The sequence below is a fragment of the Aristaeella lactis genome (genome assembly GCF_018118585.1).
Lineage (GTDB): Bacteria > Bacillota > Clostridia > Christensenellales > Aristaeellaceae > Aristaeella > Aristaeella lactis.
Genome location: NZ_CP069421.1, coordinates 2,625,925 through 2,647,226 on the forward strand (window position 1 = coordinate 2,625,925; position 21,302 = coordinate 2,647,226).

Annotated in this window: 9 protein-coding genes; 7 read left to right on the forward strand and 2 right to left on the reverse strand. The window is 55.4% G+C overall.

All coding sequences use genetic code 11. The features are described from left to right. Nucleotides 1–114: 114 nt before the first annotated feature. Nucleotides 115–1,494 (reverse strand): asparagine--tRNA ligase, encoded by a 1,380-nt coding sequence (asnS, locus tag JYE50_RS12085; RefSeq protein WP_084096267.1) that lies wholly within the window; start codon nt 1,492–1,494, stop codon nt 115–117. Nucleotides 1,495–1,753: 259 nt separating this feature from the next. Between asnS and JYE50_RS12090 the strand changes: the two genes are divergently transcribed. The 5 genes from JYE50_RS12090 (at nt 1,754) to JYE50_RS12110 (ending at nt 16,155) form a co-directional block, all read left to right on the forward strand. Continuing rightward, nucleotides 1,754–2,566 carry a hypothetical protein gene (locus JYE50_RS12090; protein WP_084096268.1) on the forward strand — a complete coding sequence of 271 codons (813 nt, stop codon included), beginning with the start codon at nt 1,754–1,756 and terminating at the stop codon, nt 2,564–2,566. A 105-nt stretch (nt 2,567–2,671) separates the two neighbouring features. Then, entirely contained in the window at nt 2,672–4,678 is a 2,007-nt protein-coding gene (gene aepX / locus JYE50_RS12095; RefSeq protein ID WP_084096269.1) for a phosphoenolpyruvate mutase, read from the forward strand. A gap of 55 nt (nt 4,679–4,733) precedes the next feature. Further along, nucleotides 4,734–8,741, forward strand: a complete 4,008-nt coding sequence (locus JYE50_RS12100; protein WP_179138367.1) for a DUF4214 domain-containing protein — start codon at nt 4,734–4,736, stop codon at nt 8,739–8,741. Nucleotides 8,742–8,766: 25 nt separating this feature from the next. Next, nucleotides 8,767–12,600, forward strand: a complete 3,834-nt coding sequence (locus tag JYE50_RS12105; RefSeq protein WP_084096271.1) for a DUF4214 domain-containing protein — start codon at nt 8,767–8,769, stop codon at nt 12,598–12,600. A gap of 42 nt (nt 12,601–12,642) precedes the next feature. Then, nucleotides 12,643–16,155, forward strand: a complete 3,513-nt coding sequence (locus JYE50_RS12110; RefSeq protein WP_084096272.1) for a DUF4214 domain-containing protein — start codon at nt 12,643–12,645, stop codon at nt 16,153–16,155. 101 nt (nt 16,156–16,256) lie between these two features. Here the strand turns inward: JYE50_RS12110 and JYE50_RS12115 are convergent, their stop codons facing one another. Beyond that, on the reverse strand, nt 16,257–17,633 hold the full coding sequence (locus JYE50_RS12115; RefSeq protein WP_179138368.1) for a DUF4214 domain-containing protein: 1,377 nt from the start codon (nt 17,631–17,633) through the stop codon (nt 16,257–16,259). Nucleotides 17,634–18,025: 392 nt separating this feature from the next. Here JYE50_RS12115 and JYE50_RS12120 point away from each other — a divergent pair, with 392 nt between their 5' ends. After that, nucleotides 18,026–19,846 carry a nucleoside-diphosphate sugar epimerase/dehydratase gene (locus JYE50_RS12120; protein WP_143763651.1) on the forward strand — a complete coding sequence of 607 codons (1,821 nt, stop codon included), beginning with the start codon at nt 18,026–18,028 and terminating at the stop codon, nt 19,844–19,846. Between the two features lie 32 nt (nt 19,847–19,878). Next, nucleotides 19,879–21,267 (forward strand): O-antigen ligase family protein, encoded by a 1,389-nt coding sequence (locus tag JYE50_RS12125; protein ID WP_084096275.1) that lies wholly within the window; start codon nt 19,879–19,881, stop codon nt 21,265–21,267. Nucleotides 21,268–21,302 lie beyond the last annotated feature (35 nt).

The window sequence follows — 21,302 nt, forward strand, 5'->3', positions numbered from 1 at the left end:
GGGGCTACAGCCGGAAGTAAAACGGAGTGTGCGGTAACCGCACACTCCGTCAGGTTTATCATTGTTCATTATTCATTGTTAATTGTTAATTGATTTCTGATTTTGCCTGCAAAATCAGAAATCGCAGTTCATTGGTGTACGGAAGTACGGGATGACATCACGGATGTTATCCACACCGGTGAGGTAGATCAGCAGGCGCTCGAAGCCCATGCCGAAACCGGAGTGAGTGCAGCCGCCGAACCGGCGCAGGTTGACATACCAGTACATCTCTTCCTTGCTGATGCCCAGCTCATCCATCCGCTGTACCAGCAGGTCATACCGGGTTTCTCTCTGGCTGCCGCCCATCAGCTCACCGGAGCCGGGAACCAGCAGGTCCACTGCCGCGACGGTCTTTCCGTCATCGTTCTGGTACATGTAGAAGGCTTTGATATCCTTTGGCCAGTTGTAAACGAATACCGGGCTGTGGAAGTATTCTTCGGTCAGGTACTTCTCGTGCTCCTTGGCGGTATCCTCGCCGAACTTCGGCTCAAACTTGAATTCGGTTCCGTTCTCCATGGCCTTGCGCAGGATGGCGATGGCTTCCTCGTGGGTCACACGGGCACAGGTGCTGGTGAGCAGGGTGTTCAGCTTGTCCAGCAGTCCGCCGCCGGTGAACTGGTCCAGGAACTTCAGCTCGTCCGGGCATTTTTCCAGGACGGTCTTCACGATGGCTTTCAGGAAGTCTTCCTCCAGGTCCATCAGCTGGTCCAGGTCGCAGAAGGCGATTTCCGGCTCGATCATCCAGAATTCCGCGGCGTGGGTCTTGGTGTTGCTGTTCTCGGCGCGGAAGGTGGGTCCGAAGGTGTAGATCTTGGAGAAGGCCATGGCGAAGGTTTCGCCTTCCAGCTGGCCGGTGACTGCCAGGCTCGTGGGCTTGCCGAAGAAGTCTTCGGACGCGTCCGCGGTGGAGCCCTTGGGCAGGGTGGTTACGGTAAAGGTGTTGCCGGCGCCCTCAGCGTCATTGCCGGTGATCAGGGGTGTATGGACATAAACATATCCCCGGTCCTGGAAATAGGTGTGGATCGCCATGGAGGCAACGCTCCGTACACGGAAGACCGCCTGGAACAGCCGGGTCCGCGGACGCAGGTAAGCGATTTCCCGCAGGTATTCCACGGTGTGGCGCTTGGGCTGCAGCGGATAATCTTCCGGGCAGTCGCCTTCAAGGGTGATCTCACTGGCCTGGATCTCAGGGGTTTCCGGATCCTTGTAGCTGGGGACGACTTTGCCGGTCACCTTCACAGCGCTGCCAACCCGGAGGGCCTGCACCGTCTCGAAGTCCGGCAGGGTATTATCATAGACCACCTGGGGATTCTTGAAGCAGGTTCCGTCAAAGAAGTCGACAAAGCCCATGTTCTTCTGTTTCCGATGATTGCGGATCCAGCCCAGCAGGGTAACTTCCTGGCCCTGCAGGTCCTGAAGCCGCTCCTTCAGTTCCCGGGTGGTGATGGTAGTCATTGGTGTTTCCCCCTAAATCAATTCATAATCCATAATTCATAATTTACAATTACGAATTACTTCTCTGACCGACAGATTATCCCGATGGAAATCCCTGTTCGGAATAATGCAGCAATTCTATCACAAGAAGTAAGCAAATTCAACAGAAACAGCGTGCAAAACCGTCCCGACTTGACGATTTTATATTAATAGAAGTAAAATATACGGAACATGGGGGAATATACTCCATGCGAAGATTGAGGAGGATTCCGGTATCAGGATGATGAAGAAATCACTCGCTTTTGCGATGCTTATGCTCCTGCTGACGATGCTTTCCGGTATAGCCGCAGCAGAAGAAACAGATCCGGCGACGCCGACGGATCTGACCTGTCCGCATGAGAACACAAAGGTTATTATCTATTTCTATGACAGCCCTGCCTACAGCGCGACGGGTTCCAGGACCCACCGTGTTTACGGCCCTGCGTCCATTGTGACAGTATGCCAGGACTGCGGGCAGGAGATTGCCCGTGAAGAAGGCGAAGCTGAAGAGTACCGCCCCCATACCATGAAAAAAGGGGTCTGTGTGCTGTGCGGGTATCATGAACAGGCCAGTGAACCTACCGCGGCGCCTGAGGACATTCCAGGGGAGCGTACCCTGTATGCCGGCCAGGCATCAGATGAAGACATGCTGAGCCTGACGCTGACTTATGACGATCTTTCCGCGCTGAACAGCGCAAAGGTAAACACTGTGCTGGTTAAGGGAAAGAAGGGCTCTGCCGCGATCGCCCTGAATGTGGCGGATATGATGACGCAGACGCGGAAAACCGGCGGATCCCTGTATCTGATGCTCGCGGAGCAGGAAGACAAGAGCCTGTTCGCGGGTCTGTACCTGGTGATCGATTCCAACACCCGGGAAGAGCCGGATGGAGAAGGAATCAGTCTGCGCTTTTACCAGGAAAACCGGGCGGATGTGCAGGTATCCCTTGTGCTGGCTGACAGCGATGAGCCGGTAAAGACCGAAACCGTTTGGAATGAGAACGGCTACTGGTCTGTTCAGTACCTGGAAGAAGGAACCTATATGATTTTGCGGTAACGCAAAATCATTTTATTATCAGACAGGAAGAGTTTCCGCATTCACCAGGATGAACGAACCCGCGGGATCGTTACGAACGGAATGACGGAGACAAGAGGTGACAGAATGAAAGCACTGATCCTGAATTCCGGGCTTGGAAGCCGTATGGGTGTCCTGACATCCGAGCATCCCAAGTGCATGACGGAGATCTCCCCGCGGGAAACGATCCTTTCCCGCCAGCTTCGCCAGCTTTCCGAAGCCGGAATCCGGCAGGCAGTCATTACCACCGGCTATTATGACGAGGTGCTGGTGAACTACTGCAGGGCGCTGGACCTTCCGCTGGACTATACCTTTGTGAAAAATCCTGTCTATGACCAGACAAACTATATCTATTCCATCTACTGCGCAAGGGAGTACCTGGACGATGACATCGTGCTGATGCACGGTGATCTTGTTTTTGAGAATGAAGTATTTGACAAGGTGCTGGCTTCCGAATCTTCCTGCATGACGGTTTCCTCCACCCTTCCGCTGCCGGAAAAGGATTTCAAGGCGCAGGTGAAGGACGGTATGGTCATGCGGGTCGGCGTGGACATTTTTGAGGACGCGCTGGAAGCCCAGGCTCTGTACAAACTGAATAAAAACGACTGGAAGGTCTGGCTGGACAAGATTGTTGAATTCTGCGAAGCCGGAAACCGGAAGGTTTATGCGGAAAACGCCCTGAACGAGCTGAACGGCGCCGCGAATATTGCCGCGCTGGACGTGGGCGACCTGCTGTGCGCGGAGATCGACAACCCGGAGGACCTGGCGGCTGTTTCCGCGAAACTGAAGACCGTGGAAAACCGGACGGTCTATATGTGTTTTGCCTCAGACATTATCCACGGCGGGCACATCAAGATCATCCGCCGGGCACAGCGGCTGGGAAAACTGGTGATCGGCGTCCTTTCGGATGAGGCGGTGGCTTCCTATAAGCGGTTCCCGCTGGTTCCGGAAGCGGAACGGATGCGCCTGTTTGAGAATATTGCCGGTGTCTCCAAAGTGGTGGAACAGCGGACCCTCAGTTACCGGGAAAACCTGGAGAAGTATCATCCGGACATCGTTGTTCACGGGGATGACTGGTGCACCGGGTTCCAGCAGCCTGTCCGGGATGAAGTGGTTTCCATCCTGGCGTCCTATGGTGGAAAACTGGTGGAATATCCCTACAGCCATGATGAGAAATACCGGGAACTCCAGCGCCGGGAACGGGCGGAACTGGCCATGCCGGATATGCGCCGGGGACGGCTGCGCCGCCTGCTGGACGTGAAGAGCCTGGTGACAGTCATGGAAGCCCATGACGGTCTGACCGGCCTGATCGTGGAGAACACCGTGGTGCATGAAAACGGCGGCGCCCGCCAGTTTGACGCCATGTGGCTTTCCTCCCTGTGTGATTCCACGGCCAAGGGCAAGCCGGATATCGAGCTGGTGGATATGACCTCCCGGTTCCGCACCATAGACGATATCATGGAAGTGACCACCAAGCCGATTATTTTTGACGGAGATACGGGCGGATTAACGGAACATTTTGTGTATACGGTACGTTCTTTAGAGCGTATGGGTGTTTCCATGGTGATCATTGAGGACAAGACCGGGCTGAAGAAGAACTCCCTTTTCGGTACGGAGGTTGTCCAGACCCAGGACACCATTGAGAACTTCTGCGCGAAGATCCGGGCGGGCAAAAAAGCCCAGCGGACGCAGGAGTTCATGATCTGTGCGCGGATCGAATCCCTGATCCTGGAGCAGGGCATGGAGGATGCCCTGACGCGGGCTTTCGCTTTCGTGGAAGCGGGAGCGGACGCCATTATGATCCACAGCCGGAAGAAGGATCCGTCCGAAATTCAGGAATTCATTGAAAAGTTCCGGGCAAAGGACAGCACGACACCCATCGTGCTGGTTCCCACCAGCTTCAACTCCGTGACGGAGGAAGAATGGAAGGAACGGGGAGCCAACATTATTATTTACGCCAACCAGCTGATGCGGGCGGAGGTTCCCGCCATGCAGAAGGCCGCGGAGATCATCCTGAAAAACCACAGGGCAGAGGAATGCGATGAGATGCTGATGCCCTTCAAGGAGATCATCCGGCTGATTCCCGAAGAATAAACGAGACAGGAGAACCCCATTGAACATGACCCGGAATCCCGAAGGAGGAGCCTTCATGCCAATTCGTACCGGAATGACACGGAGGATCATATCACTGCTGCTGGCACTGTGCCTGCTGCTGTCTGTGTTTCCTGCGGCCGCGGAGGCTGCCTGGAAAACGCAGGAGACGCCCTACGGCGCGAAACTGAAGGCAGGTACGGTTTTTTATACCAATTCTGAACTGACAGAAGAACTGGGCACCCTGCAGAAGGGGGCTGTGGTTGAAGTATCCGAAATCCGGGACCGGGCGGCCCGGATTGTTTATACGGTCAAAGAGAAAACTGAAAAAGCCTGGGTCGCGGGAACAGATCTGATCCTGCTTTCTGTTGCGACGCCTACAGACCTGGAAGACCTGACCCGCAAAGAGGATGTCATCCTGTTTGCCCCGATTGTCCCGGATGAACCAGAACAGCTTGAGGCAGATGAAATTGTTCCGGATGTCATTCCAGCTGAAGATGAAGACAACCCTTCCACGGGTGTTGTTCCAACGGATGTTGAAGAACCCTCCGCTATCGATGTCATTCCGACCGAAGGTTCGGAACGCCCGGAGGAAGAGCCAGTGGCTCTTCCTCAGTGGAGAACGGGCGGCAGCCCCGTTCGCGGAAGCGAGGAATCTCCCACGGATTCAGAGTCTGACCTGCAACAGGAGGAAGAAGAATCCGCGCCAGTTGTTATTCCGGGCAGCGTTGAGGAATCTCCCACGGATTCAGATTCCAACTCACAGCAGGAAGAGGATGACCTCACGCCCGGTGTCATTCTGAACGGAGCCGAAGGCGAAAGTGAAGAATCTCCTTCGGAACCTCTTTCTGACGGCGAATCGGAAGAGGAACCCGCTTCTCCTTCTGTCATTCTGGGGTTCGAAACGCCCGGAGAACTGTCCAGTGGACAGTTCTCAGAGGAGAACGGGCGGCAGCCCCGGGTCGACGAAGTCGAAGTCGAGGAATCTCCCGCGGATTCAGATTCCAACCCGCAGCAGGAGGACGTCTCCGCCGCTTCCGCTGTTCTTTCCGCCGTGACCGAAGACTCCCCTGTCATCGAAACCGTGGAAGAATCCGAAACGGACGTCAGCTTTGGCAGCATTGAAGACACAATCGTGCTGGAAGTGATCACCGGAGAGGAAGCCCGGCAGGCTGCGGAGGAAGCGGAAAAAGCGGCCGCGGCGGAAACTGGCAACAGCTATACCATTACAGAAACCGGCGCGATGGTTTCGCCCGACTTCAGCAACAAGGATATCCTGCCGGCGCCCCGGAACCAGAATCCGTTCGGAACCTGCTGGATCTTTTCCAGCATCGGCGGCCTGGAGGCCGACCTGATCAAGGGCGGCGAGAGCAAGGATATTGACCTTTCCGAGTTTTTCCTGGCCTACTATACAGCGCATAATTATCCTTATCCGAAGGGCATATCAGACGATGATATCAGCCTGAAAAAAGAATCGACGAACTGGAGAAATTATCTCAGTTACGGCGGAAACAGGGAACTGGCCCTTTATTACCTGACGGTTCTCATCGGTACCACCACTGAGGTGGACAATCCTTACGGCAGCATCGTAAAGACGACGCCGCAGAATGTGACGGATATCGCGGCCCAGATGACCGGCGCCTACCGGATCGATCCTACGAACAGGGATCAGATCAAGCAGATGATCAAGGAACACGGTGCCGTCGGAGCTTCGGTTGCCATGCCGGACAGCAGTAACAAAGGGAAGGTTTATCGCAAGGACGGCCTTTACCTGTACGGCGAAACCACAACCAGCAACCATTCCGTCCTGCTGGTGGGATGGAAGGATGACCTGGCTGTATCCAATTTTGACACCAGGCTGCAGCCGGCGGGACCGGGTGCCTGGCTGGTGCGCAACAGCTGGGGTGAAAGCGACGGAGAAGGCGGTTATTTCTGGGTATCCTATTATGATTATGCCCTGAACGACAAAACCATGCACGCCTATGACGCGGTGAGCGGTGACAGCCAGATCGATGACTACTGCTACAGCTACGCGAGGGTCATCGATCCCCAGCGTTCTTACAGCGCGTATGACAAAATCACCCTTGTCCAGGCATTTACGGTGGACGGGGATGAACAGATCCGCGCGGTAGGCGTGGATGTGGATACAGAAAACGTGACCGTATCGGCTGTGATCCGGGTAAACGGACGGAAAGTGGCTGAAACAAAACCCTGTACCGCGTCCATAGCTGGTTTTTACCGGCTGGAGCTGACTTCCCCCTGGCTTGTCAGCAGCAAAACAAAAGTCGATGTGGAAGTGACTTACCAGGCCCGGAAGGAAGGCACGCTGCTCAGGATCTGGTACCAGAGGCCCGGAAGCGCAAGCGTTACTGACGGACTGATTACCACTACAAGCGTTATTGACAGCGGCGGATTTACAGCGAACGGGAACCATGTGGACGGTGACAGCCTGCTCCGCCTGTATACAGAACGGAAAGCCAGCTCGAAGCTGGTCCAGAGCGTGACCCTGGACAAAAAGAGCATTTCCCTGCAGAGCGGTGAAAGCATCAAGCTGACCGCAACGATCACGCCTTCTGACGCGTCAAACCAGACGCTTTCCTGGTCTTCCTCCAATAACAATATTGCCTGGATCGACGAAAACGGTATTGTGGTCGGCGGCAGGGAAAAGGGCAAGGCTGTCATTACGGCCATGAGCTCCAACGGCAAATATGCCACCTGCGAGGTCAGCAATACAGCCGTGGATGTTCCGGCCACGACGGTGAAGATTGCAGGTAAATTTATCAGCGCGGGTACCACGCAGTATACGATCCGGACGTCCGCAACCGGGATCATGGGCGGTGACATCTTTGACCTGGAAGCGGTGATGGATCCGAAATACAGCACCGATTCCCTTGTGTGGACGACTTCGGACACCAGTGTGGTTTCGCTTGTAGCCCTGAACGGGAAGAAGCACACCTGTACGTTCAGAGCCAACGGAAACGGCACGGCAGTGATCACTGTGGAAGCCAAAGGGGCAGACAATACAGTCCACGCGACGGCCAAACTGAATCTGACCCTGGACATGACGATCCCTGTGAAGGCGGTGCTGGTGAATCCCTATGCCTTTGTCTATTATGAAGGAGAAACGCAGCAGCTGACAGCGCTCATCTATCCTTCAGACGCGACGGATCAGCGGGTAACCTGGACTTCTTCCAATCCGTCTGTGGCCACAGTGTCTTCTGACGGTATGGTCCAGTGTGTAATGGAAGGCAAAGCGGTTATCACTGCCACAACAAAAGACGGCGGTTATACGGCTACGTGCGATGTGACAGTTCATCCAAGAAGGGATCCGGTGGAGGCCTTCCTTTTCCGGATGTACAGGACCTGCCTGCTGCGGCTTCCGGATGATATAGGTCTCAGGTACTGGATCAAAGAGATCAGGAGCGGGCGGCAGAGCGGCGCACAGGCTGCTTTCAACTTCTTCTTCAGCAATGAGATGATTGCCCGGAACCTGCCGGATGCCGAATACCTGGAACGTGCTTATGAAGCCATCCTGGGCCGGGCGTCTGACGCGGGCGGAAAGCAGTACTGGATGCAGCGGATGAAGGCGGGTTTCTCCCGCCAGGCGATCATCAGCGGCTTTACCAGTTCGGATGAATTCAGCGCCATCTGTGCCCGTTACGGGATTAACCGCGGATACTACCAGGTATCCGAACCGCGGGATCAGAATTACGGGATCACAGCCTATGTCAGCCGCCTGTATACCAAGATGCAGGGACGGGATTTTGACATCGGCGGACTGAACTACTGGTGCAATATCATCCTGAAGAAGCCCACCAAGGCGACGCTGGTGCAGGTCGCGGTGGACGGTTTCATGCATTCCAATGAATTCAAAGCCAAGGGGCTGGATGACACAGCCTTTATCAAGGTCATGTACCGTACCTTCCTGGACCGTGAGGCGGAACCGGAAGGACTGCTGTACTGGCTGAACAAGCTGGCTTCCGGCATGAGCCGGGAGAATGTGGCCGCCGGTTTCGCGGCGTCCAACGAATTTGGTGCCATTATGGCACAGTTCGGTTTTAACTAAGCATTATTGAGGAGGCTATCCCGAAGTGACTCGTAACCATAGAATCACCCGTTTCCTGGCTGTCCTGACGGCCTTGTGCCTGCTGCTTTCCGCTGTTCCGGCAGCGCCCGCGGCAGCAGGGGAAGCCTGGCAGGAGCAGGCCCTTCCGTATGCCGCGAAGCTTCGGGCAGGCGTAGCTTTCTGTGCCGATCCTGAGCTGACGGAGGAAACGGGTATCCTGCAGCAGGATGCTGTGATCCTGGTTACGGAAACACGGGGAAACGCTGCCCGGATTACCTATACAGTCCAAAAGCAGAACAGGCAGCAGGCCTGGGTCAGGGGAAAGTACCTGATCCTGCTTTCTGCTGCCACGCCTACGGATCTGGATGCCCTGATCCCTGACGATGATGTGCAGCTGGCCGCTCCGGAGATCCCTCCGGAAGAGGAGGAACAGCCGGCTGAAGACGAACCCGCGGACGAACCGGCCGAAGAGGAAACAGAGGAATCTCCTTCTGAACCTTTTACTGACGGCGAATCGGAAGAAGAGACCATTCCTTCAGGTGTCATTCTGAACGAAGTCGAAGACGAAAGTGAAGAATCTCCCGCGGATTCAGATTCCGACCCTGAACAGGAGGAAGATGAACCAGTTCTCGTTTCCGTCCAGACTGAAACAGAAGAATCTCCTTCGGAACCTCTTTCTGACGGCGAACCGGTCGAAGACGAACCAGCCTCCCCCGATGTCATTCCGACCGGAGTGGAGGAATCCCCTGCGGATTCAGATCCTGACCCCAAACAGGAGGAAGAATTCCCTGCTCCCGTAGCCACCCCTACGGATATCCGGGAAGAGGAAGCCCCTTCCGTCCCTGAAAACGAAGATGAGATTTCCGAAATCTCCTTTGAGGAAATCACTGCTGAACCTCAGTCGGGTGAAAGCCTGAACGGCAATGCGGTCTACACGGTTACGGAAGCCGGCCAGCTGGAGATGGCGGACTACGGTGATCCAGAATATGTCACAGAAGAACTGCCCGAAGTCAGGAATCAGGGAGACTATGATACCTGCTGGGCGTTTGCCGCCATTGGCGGGCTGGAAGCCTATCTGACAAAGCAGAACAACGCAGGAAGCAGTATCGACCTTTCCGAGTTTTTCCTGCTGTACTTCTCCGCCCATAATTTCCCGAACCCCAAGGCCGGCGGTGAAGGCGATGAGGTTACCTATAACGGGGACGGCAGCTATCTTGACAACGGCGGATTCAGCCGCCTTGCCTATCATATCCTGGCTACCCTGATCGGTACCACCTCGGAATCGGACAATCCCTATCCTGATGCGGATGGAGTGGATCAGCAGGTTAACACCAATGCGGATATCGCTGCCCAGATCACCGGTGCGTATAACCTGGATGTTTCAAACATCAGCCTGATTAAGCAGCAGATCATTGAAAACGGGTCGGTCAAGGCCAGCATCTGGGCTCCGGAGAATATGTCAACGGCAACTACCGGCATTATCAAGTCATACACGAGCAATGGAGAAGTTGTTGGCAAAGTAGGATATAACAAATCCAAAGCGGCATATTACGGAACATATAAAAGAACAAATCATGATGTGCTCCTGATCGGCTGGGATGATGAATACCCGGCGGAAAACTTTGTTTCCGGTCTTCGTCCTTCCGGCAAGGGAGCCTGGAAAGCCCGGAACAGCTGGGGTTCCGGCTGGGGAATCAGCGGGGAATTCTGGATCTCTTATGAGGATGCTTCCCTGCGTTCCGGCCAGGCGGTGTCCTTTACCGCGGAAAACGACTCGGACAAGATGGCGGATTACTGCTACAGCTATGATAAGGGCCTGTCCTCAAGCGCCGCAGTGGTGGATAACCAGGCGGTGATCAGCCAGTCCTTTACAGTGGACGGACAGGAAGTCCTGCATTCCATCGGTATTGAAACAACGGAATATACAGATAAAGACAGCGGCCAAAAAGTCTTTGCTCCCATGACCCTTTCCGCTGTGGTAAAGAACGCGGAGGGCCAGGTGATCGCCTCCACCGGCAATGTGGACGCGAACTACAGCGGCTTCTACCTGCTGAATCTGAAGGATCCCTGCGTGCTGAACGCGGCTTCGACCGTGGAAGTGGTGGTTACCTGCAAAACAAAACAAACCGGTAAGGTAGCGGTGCTTTACCAGAAAAACAAGAGCACAAGCAAGGCGGGAGATATCGCGATGACCGCATCAACCGCCAGCAGCGGAGTTATTGTCAACGGCACAAAGCTCAAGGATGAAGACAATGTTGCCTGTGATTCCACCATCAAACTGTATACGAAGCGGAACAACTCCACCGGCCTGGTGACAGGGGTGAGTCTGAATAAGACGTCCCTTGGTCTGAAAACCGGTGAGAATGAAACGCTGAAAGCAACCATAACGCCTTCCAACGCGACAAACCAGTCACTGCGCTGGTACTCCTCAGACACCAGCATTGCCACCGTGGATGAAAACGGCAAGGTGGTGGGCATGGCGAAGAGCGGAACCGCGGTTATCACCGCGGTGAGTTCCAACGGCAAATCCGCCGCCTGCAATGTGGAGGTTGTCTATCAGAACCTGCCGGTGACGAAGGTAAAGATCTCCGGTTTTGATTCCCATACCAAACGGATCGATCATTCCACCGACGCGGGCATCAAGCTTGGCGACAAGCTGACACTGACGGCGGTGCTGACACCGGAATACACCACCCAGCCGGGGATTGAATGGAAGAGTTCCAATCCGTCTGTGCTGTCCATTGAAAAGACAGAAGGCAGGACATGCACGATCAGGCTGAACAAAAACGGCTCCGCGCGGATCACCCTGCAGTCAACCGAAAACACAAGCCTGAGTGACTGGGTGGACTTCACGGTTTATCTGCCGGTGCTGGTTTCCGCGGTTAAGCTCGAACCGTCAGCCGCGGCCCTCTGGGAGGGCGGAAATCAGCAGCTGACAGCGACAGTACAGCCGGAAAACGCGGAAAACAAAAAGATTAAATGGAGTTCCTCCAATCCGGCAGTTGCCACGGTGAATGATATGGGCGTTGTGACCGGCGTGAAGGACGGTACAGCCGTGATCACCGCGGCCAGCGAGGACGGGAACGCGTCCGCCTCCTGTGTGGTGCTGGTTTCCACCCAGGATCAGATCCAGGCCTTTGTGTACCGGATGTACCGGGTGTGCCTGCTGCGTGAACCGGATGATATCGGCTTTGTTTACTGGATCGACAAGATCCGGAGCGGTGAACGGTCCGGTGCCCAGGCGGCCTTTGAGTTCTTCTTCAGCAACGAGATGATTGCCCGGAACCTTTCTGATACGGATTATGTGGAACGGGCTTATGAGAGCATCCTGGGCCGGGCTTCCGATGCGGAGGGTAAGGCATACTGGATGCAGCGGCTCCAGGCGGGCTTCTCCCGGAAGGCGCTGATCAGCGGCTTTATCAGCTCCAATGAGTTTGGTGCGATCTGCGCCCGTTACGGGATTGAGCGCGGTTCCTATGCCCTGACGGAGCCCCGGGATCAGAACTACGGAATTACGGCATATGTCAGCCGACTGTATACAAAGATGCAGGGCCGGGTGTATGATGTCGGCGGATTGAATTACTGGTGCAATATTATCCTGAAAGATCCGAAGAAAGAGACGCTGGTACAGGTGGCGGTGGACGGCTTCATGCACTCCAACGAGTTTAAGGCGAAAAACCTGAGCGATACGGAGTTTGTGAAGGTCATGTACCGTACTTTCCTGGACCGGGAGGCGGAACCTGCCGGCCTGCAGTACTGGCTGAACAAGCTGGCTTCCGGTATGACCCGGGAGAATGTGGCCGCCGGGTTTGCGGCATCGGATGAATTTGGCGCCATCATGGCGAGATACGGTTTCTGATATTCCGGGGTACCTCACTGATCTGAACAAGGAGTCTTCGTCATGACGAACCGCGCGACCGACCTGAACAGGATCCTGCTTCTTCTGCTTTGTACCTGCCTGCTGCTTCCCCTTTTCCCGGGAGCCGCGGCGGAGGAAAGCCTGCCGTGCGCGGCCGAACTATCGGCCGGCGCGGTTTTTTATACCGGCAGTGACCTGAAAGAAGTGATCGGTACCCTGGAGAAAACCGCGGTGGTCAGGGTGACAGAGACGGATAGCGAAGCGGCCCGGATCACCTGCCGCCTGGCTGGAAAACCGATCGAAGCCTGGGTGAACCGAAAAGACCTGCGCCTGATTGATCCCGCGACGCCCACCGACCTCCGGACAGACGATCTTCTCCTGCCCGCTGTTCCGACGGAAGAAGAACCGGCTCCCGAAGTCATTTCGACAGAGGAAAAAGACGAAGCCGATGAATCTCCTGCTGAGCCTCTTCCTGACGGCGAACCGGAAGAAGAGACCATTCCTTCAGGTGTCATTCTGAACGAAGTCGAAGACGAAAGTGAAGAATCTCCCGCGGATTCAGATTCCGACCCTGAACAGGAGGAAGATGAACCAGTTCTCGTTTCCGTCCAGACTGAAACAGAAGAATCCCCTCTCACCATAGAAGAAACCCCGGTTTCCTTTGGTTCCCTTCCGGACGGGACCATCCTGTCCGCGGACAGCCTTTCTGTTGAAGAACCGGAAGCAGGGACTGAGTATGTGGTCACGGAGGGAAGCCTGGTTGCGGTCCGGTATGAGAATAACGAGCTTCCCGCGATCCGGGACCAGGGATTCTACAACACCTGCTGGACTTTCGCGGCGGTAGGCGGTATGGAGGCGGACCTGATCCGGGCCGGCGCGAACCTTTCCATTGACCTTTCGGAATTCTTCCTTGCCTATTATTCCGCCCACAATTACGCGTATCCCAAGGCCGGCGGGGATGGCGACAGCGTGGCTTACAAGGGAAAGGACAGCTACCTGAACAACGGCGGCCACAGTGACCTGGCCTGGCATATCCTGGCCACCCTGATCGGAACCACCACGGAGTCGGACAACCCCTATCCGGCGGACAACGATCCGGACAAGCTTCCGTCCGCATATACCTCTATCGCTGCCCAGATCACCGGCGCGTATAACCTGGACATTACCGACCGGGATCTGATCAAACAGCAGATCATGGCCCACGGCGCGGTAAAGGTCAGCATCTGGCTTCCGGATGATCCGGAAAGCCGGATCTACTCCGTCGGAGGCGGCCGGGTTGGCTATAACGCTTCAACAGCGGCGCTGTACGGCACCAATACCGTAACCAATCATGACGTGCTGCTGGTGGGCTGGGATGATCAGTACGGAACAGGAAACTTTATCAACGGCCTGCGGCCGAAGACAGAAGGCGCCTGGAAGGTCCGCAACAGCTGGGGAACCTCCTGGGGTATGGGCGGCTATTTCTGGCTGTCCTACGCGGATGCTTCCGTTTCCAAAGCCGCTTCCTTTGACGCGGATATGACGGATAAGTCGGATTTCTGCTACAGCTATGACAAGTCTTACGCCCCCACCTCGATCATTGCTGATCCGGAGCAGCCGGACAAAGCGGTGGTCCGCCAGAAGTTTACGGTGGACGGGCAGGAAACGCTCCACGCTGTGGGTGTGGAAACAGTGACTGACGGGCTGGCACTGACGGCTTCCGTGCGGATCGGCGGGAAAGTGGTTGCTTCCAGCGACACGGTTTCCGCGGCACATAACGGTTTCTATCTTCTTAATCTGAAAACGCCCTATGTGGTATCCGGCCGGACGGAGGCTGAAGTGGAAGTCACTTATGCCGCGCAGGCGCCCGGAGCCCTGGTTTATATCCCCTATCAGTACAAGGGTGAAAAGTACCTGGCACAGACCGATATCCTCTTTACCTCGGATGTGGGCGGCGGCGGATTCACGATCAACGGGAAAAACGTGAACCGGGGCGACTCAACGATCAAGCTGTATACCAAAAAACACGGGGCTGAGGGCCTCGTGACTGAGATCAGCCTGGATAGGCCGGCCCTGGCGCTCGCCACCGGGGAAACGGTTACCCTGACTCCAAGTATATCTCCTGCGAACGCGACCAACACGTCGCTGCGCTGGTACACCTCGGATGAAAACGTCGTTTATCTTTCCGGGGACGGAGTGGTGACCGCGGGACCGAAGGGCGGTACGGCGGTAGTGACTGCGGTCAGCTCCAACGGCGTGACGGCCACCTGCGTCATCAGCGTCAATTCCGGCCTGAAATCCGTAAAGATCAAGGGCTTTGACAACCGGATCAATCCGGTAAAGGAAAACTCAGGCATTATTGAGGGCCTGGGAAGCCGCCTGACCCTGAACGCGGAGCTGACACCGGCGAAGAACAACGGGACTGACCTGATCTGGACCACTTCCGATCCGTCGGTGATCTCCATTGTCCGGACAGACGGCGGTTCCTGCGAGCTGTGCTTTATCCGGAACGGAAATGCCCGGATCACTGTGACAGCCCGGAATGTTCCGGGAATTACGGACTGGGTGGAGTTCAGGGTGGACCTGCCGGTTCATGAACTGGAGATCTCCCTGGACCAGGATGCCGTGGTGATGCCGGAAGGCGAAGGAGTACGGCTGACCGCCGTCATCCAGCCGGAAGGGGCATGGAAAGGAAGACCTGTCTGGACTTCCTCCAATCCGTCTGTGGCATCCGTCACAGACCGGGGCTATGTGACCGGCCTGCGGGACGGTACCGCCGTGATCACCGCTTCCGCGGGGGACAAAACCGCTTCCTGCCGTGTGACCGTGACCACCCGGGATCCGGTGAAGGCCTTTGTGTACCGGATGTACCGGGTCTGCCTGCTGCGGGAACCGGATGAAGGCGGACTGGTCTACTGGACCAACCTGCTGAAAGGCCGTAAGCAGACCGGCGCGGAAGTGGCTTTCGGCTTCTTTACGAGCAATGAGATGACCGCCCGCAACCTGAATGACGCGGATTATGTGGAGCGGGCCTATGAGAGTATCCTGGGCCGTGCTTCAGACCAGGGTGGAAAGGCGTACTGGCTGCAGAAACTGGAATCCGGGATCTCACGCAAAGCGCTGATCAGCGGCTTTGCCGCTTCCGATGAGTTCGGCGTGATCTGCAGGGAATACGGTATTGTGCAGGGTTCCTGCGCTGCGACGGAGGACCGGGACCGGAACCATGGCGTTACCGCCTATGTCAGCCGGCTGTATACCCGGATGCAGGGCCGGAGCTTTGACATAGAGGGTCTGAATTACTGGTGCCGGATCATCCTGAAGGCGCCCTCCAAGGCAACGCTGGTCCAGGTGGCTGTGGACGGATTTATGCATTCCAATGAATTTATTGCCAAGAAACTGAACGATACAGAGTTTGTGAAGGTCATGTACCGCACCTTCCTGGACCGGGAGGCGGAACCCGCCGGCCTGCAGTACTGGCTGAACAAGATCGCGTCCGGCATGAGCCGGGAAAGCATCGCGGCCGGCTTTGCGGCCTCCGATGAGTTCGGTGCCATCATGGCCCGGTTTGGTTTCTGATAATATCGCCCGGGTATTCAGAGACGGATACAGAGACGAATCAGCAGCATAAAAAAATCAGATCTCCGGAATGGAGATCTGATTTTTCTTGTTTAGGCTTCTTACTTGCCGAGTTCGGCGTAGAAGTTCTGGGCCCAGTTGGTCTTGGCATACAGGCTTGTGGCAACCGTGTTGTACAGGGTGGACATGATGCTGGCCCTGTGGTCAACGGAGTTCAGCCAGGCATTCACAACGTCCTTCTCGTTCTTGTAGCCGAAGGCGATGTTTTCAGCTTCGTAGGATTCCGGGAAGCCGGCTTCATCATAAGCGGTGAAGCAGGAAGTTCCGTTCGGCCGGACATGGCTGAAGGACTTTTTGACTTCCTGGGCACGAACCTTGGCAACGCGCTCCCACAGATCCTCACGGGTGGTCAGGGCAGGCAGGCCGGCCTTGGCACGCTCGGTGTTGATCAGGGAAAGAACCAGGATGTTGGCTTTCCAGTCGCGGCTGGTATCGGGTTCGGCAATCTTCTTGCCGACCTTCAGTCCGGCAGACGCGCACTTGGCAGCAAATTCGTTGCTGGTCATGAAGCCGTTGAGGGCCTTTTCACGGGAAATCGTGAAATTCAGCTGATCCAGCCAGTACTTCTTGCCGGCGGGTTCGGAATCCCTGCCCAGGATGGCCCGGTACAGCATTTCAACGAACTTGTCATTGTCCGCCAGGCGGTTCTTGTACTCATTGCTGAAAACAAAACCGGAAGCGATCTGCGTTCCGCCGGTGCCCTTGTTCAGCTTGTCGCACCAGTATTCCAGGCCGTCGACTTCAGGATCCCGATCCAGGCAGTCCTTGTACAGCCGATACACGAAGGCGGTACGCACATAGCTCTGGTCACGGGCCTTTGTAAGAGTGATTTTACCGGTCTTGATGCCGTACTGGGCAGCCAGCTTGATGAACTCGTTGCTGCTCACGAATCCGGAGCAGACAGCGTCGGCGGTCATACCGACATTCAGACGGGCCATCCAGTAATCTTTGCCTTCGGCGTCAGGAGCACGGTTGAGCATTGCCTGATAGCAGTCAACAACAACGGCGTCGTTGTTCTTCTTCATGGCAATGTACTCATTGGAATTGAAGAAGCCGTTCACAATTTCCGCGGCACCGACCTCGCCCTTTTCCAGCTTGCTTACCCAGTAGTCAAAACCGACAGCATCGGGCTCACGGCCGAGGACGGTTGTGTACATCCGGTAAACAAAACCCTTGGTGCTGTTTTCGTTTGCCAGGGGATTCGTGGAGGAACCCGTGGAGGCAGGAGCAGTGGTGGTTGCGCCTTTGGAAGCGGGAGCGCTTGTCGCGGGCAGCACAGCCTGCTCAACAGACATCGTGGTCGTGGTGGGTACACGGGATGCCGCTTCTCCGATACCGCATTCTTCCGCAACGGCCAGGCCGCTCAGCATCAGACATACGGCACAAAGTGCGCACATCCATCTCAGGAACTTGTTCATCTCTTTCACTCCTTTAATCGACATGAGTCAGACGACTCTACTATATTAGACGAACGAAAAGCCACTTTTTATTCTAATTACGAAAAAAAAGTTGTCAAATTTTTTTCGCGGGCAAAATCTGTTCATTTCCGCCGGTCCGGCGAACCCTCCCGGAGGGCCCGTTTTCATTGACATAGATTGGTAGAAACACTATAATTTACTCTGTATAGGTATGTGGGCAGAGTCTGCCCATTCCGCCCTTCCACGGTCCGCCCGCGGTGGCTTGCCGGGGCAAAAAGGACCATCCTTTTCCCGAAGCAGAAGCCTCTGCTCCGGACGGCGGAGCCATGCTGTTTTTCCCGTATTATTACGGATTCAGAATAACTGTTGTGAGGTGAAGATCCATCAGCCGTTTGAAAAAATACTTCTGGCCTATGCTGGACGCTGTCTTCATCTTTATCGGCCTCCTGATTTCGCTGGAGTTTTATTTCTCCCTGAGGGTTCCGGAAGGACATGTATATCATCTGTGGCGGACGATGCCGCTGCTTCTCGTAACCACGTTGACCGCGCTGGCTGTCAGCGGGATCTACCGTACCATTCTTGCCTATGCCGGACAGGATATTCTCCTGCAGAGCGGGATCAGCACCCTGGCAGGTACCGGCATCACCTATCTGGTCTCCCTGATTATCTACCTGTTCCGGGATCAGATCGGAACGAATTTTTTCCTGATGCCCCGTCCGGTCTATTTTATCCAGTGGGTTATCACGTTCTTCCTGGTGGGCGCGTCCCGCTTCCTGATCCGTTACCGGACCGCGGGCAGCCGCAGGAAAGAGGACAAGGAAACCAAACGTATCCTTATTATTGGCGCCGGTTATGCCGGTTCCACCGTGATCCGCGATATCCAGAACGGCCGTTACGGCAACGCTACGGCTGTGGCGATTCTGGATGACGATCCCGCCAGGCAGCATTCCTCCATTTCGCGGGTTCCGATCGTGGGCGGAACGGACATGGTAGCTGAAACCGCCGAAAGATACAATATCAGCGAGATTATCATCGCCATTGCCACCCCCAACGGGGATATTACCACGCTCCTGAATGACTGCATCGGAACGGGCGCTCATGTGATGATCTATTCCGGCGTCCGGGAAGGCGCCGAAGCCCGGGACGTCAATATTGCGGACCTGCTGGGCCGCGCGGAGCAGCACCTGGACATGACGGAGGTGCACGCCTACCTGACCGGCAAGACCATCCTGATCACCGGCGGAGGCGGAAGCATCGGTTCTGAACTGTGCCGGCAGATCCTGGCCTTTACCCCGAAAAAACTGATCCTTTACGATATATCCGAAAACTATATGTATGACCTGTTCTTCGAACTGAAAGAAAAGTACGGGGAACTGGTGGCCAACACGCTGGTCCTGGAGGTCGGCAGTGTCCGGGATGAGGAATCCCTCTGGCGGGTGATGGGGAAATACAAGCCGGACGTTGTGATCCATGCCGCGGCGCATAAGCATGTTCCCCTGATGGAAACCAGCAGCGAACAGGCGATCCTGAACAACGTGTTCGGCACCTATAAAACCGCGAAAGTGGCTATTGAATGCGGAGTAAAACGCTTTGTCATGATCTCTACGGACAAGGCTGTGAATCCCACCAATGTTATGGGCGCTTCCAAACGCCTGGCGGAGATCATTATTACTTCCATCCCGAACAAGAAAACTGAATTCATGGCGGTGCGCTTCGGCAACGTGCTCGGTTCCCATGGCTCTGTGGTTCCGATCTTTGAACGCCAGATTCGTGCCGGAGGTCCGGTGACCCTTACGGATCCCAATATCATCCGGTACTTTATGACGATTCCCGAAGCGGCTTCCCTGGTACTTCAGGCGGTCAGCATCGCAAAGGGCGGAGAAGTCTTTATTCTGGATATGGGTGAGCCTGTCCGGATCAAAGACCTGGCTGAGAAGATGATCCATCTTTACGGCACCGGCCGGGAAAAGATCGTCTGCACCGGCCTTCGCCCCGGGGAAAAGCTCTATGAGGAGCTTCTCCTTGACAAGGAAAATGACCAGGCAACTGAACGGGACCGGATCTACGTCGCAAAACAGGACCATTATGACTGGGAGACTGTTGAGCAGATGCTCCGCGAACTAGAGGATACCCTGGAGCGCCATGGTGATATCCGCCAGTGCCTCCATAAGCTTCTTCCAACCTTCCGGGAACCGGAAAAGACGTCACCGTAAACATCCAATAACCGGCAAGAGAGGATACAGCATTGAGTAAACAGCAGTCATGGACCCCGGCCAGGATCATCTATGCCGTTCTGATGAGCGGCCTGCTTCTGGGCTATATGGCGGTCATAGCTACCTACAAGGATCCCACGACAACCGGGACAACTTTCTATTTCCCGGGATTTGTCTGGGTGATCCGTATCATCACCGCCGTGCTGGCGGTCTGGCTGGGCAAACTGTGGAAGGATAAAGGTTTCTGGCTCCTGATGGTTTACCTGCTCCTGAAAACAGTCCGGGTGGCAGTTCCAAATCTGCAGAATCTGTTTATTGAGAGCGTAAGCGATGACCTTCTGACCGGACTTTGGGTATTCTGCGCCTGCTACGGTCTTGCCAGGGTGTTTTCGAAAGAACAGCTGAAAAAGTTCCTGGGCATTAACGCTGCCCTGTGGACCGCCGGCATGGTGGCCAACAGCTGCCTGGGGATCTATGCTGCTTGGAAAGACCAATGGATTTATACGATAGGCGAAGGCGCCATCTGGGGCCTTGTAGACGGACGGCTGTGGCTGACCTATTATGTGACCAATTCCGGCTCGGTGCTGAGCGTTTCTGTTCTCGTTGCCCTGAGCTGTATATTCATCCTGAAGAATAAAACAGGGAAACTTCTTTACTTCCTTTCCCTCATTCCCATGATGATCGCGCTGAGCCTCACAGACTCCCGCTGCGCGCAGGTGACTGTGGCAACCGGCATCGCTGTGCTGATCGGCCTCTTTGTGCTGTATAAGCTCAGGGACAGGTTCCGGGAAAAAGGGAAAAAGGAATGGAAGGCCTGGATTCCCGCGATCGCGGTAACAGGTGTTGTTTTTGTTGCTGTGGTCCTGTGCAGCATGAAAACAATCTCCCTGTTTAACCAGGCCAGAACCAGAGGGTTACTGATCCCGCACGCACTTGCTGATACGGGTGACGGCGGCACACTGGTTTCCAACCGCGGCTATACCGGCACCAATATTCTGACAAGCAGGCCGATGATCTGGAATGCGGCGATTCAGATCATTAAAGCGAATCCCCGGTATCTGCTGTATGGTACCTCCATACTGAACCCGATGAATGAAATCAACGCTTCCCAGTGGATGACATTCAAAGCGGCACATTGTCACTGCATGCCCCTGATGATCCTTCTGGAAAGCGGGATCCCGGGTGTTCTGCTGATGGGTGCTTTCCTGGTAACGATTGCTGTGAAGATGTTCCGGATGATCCGGGATACATCATATACCTGGGACAAAACAGCTATTGCGATCGTTATTTCCATTGCAGCCGGAGAATTGATCGAGTGCTTTACCTGGCTGCGTTCCGGACAGACCTGTGTTCTTCCTTTCTTCTTCGTGGCACTTGGAATTATCAGCGCTGCGAAAAGCGGCCGAAAAACCGCGGAGTAACAGACAGAGATGACCGAATTCCTGTAATGAGGTGA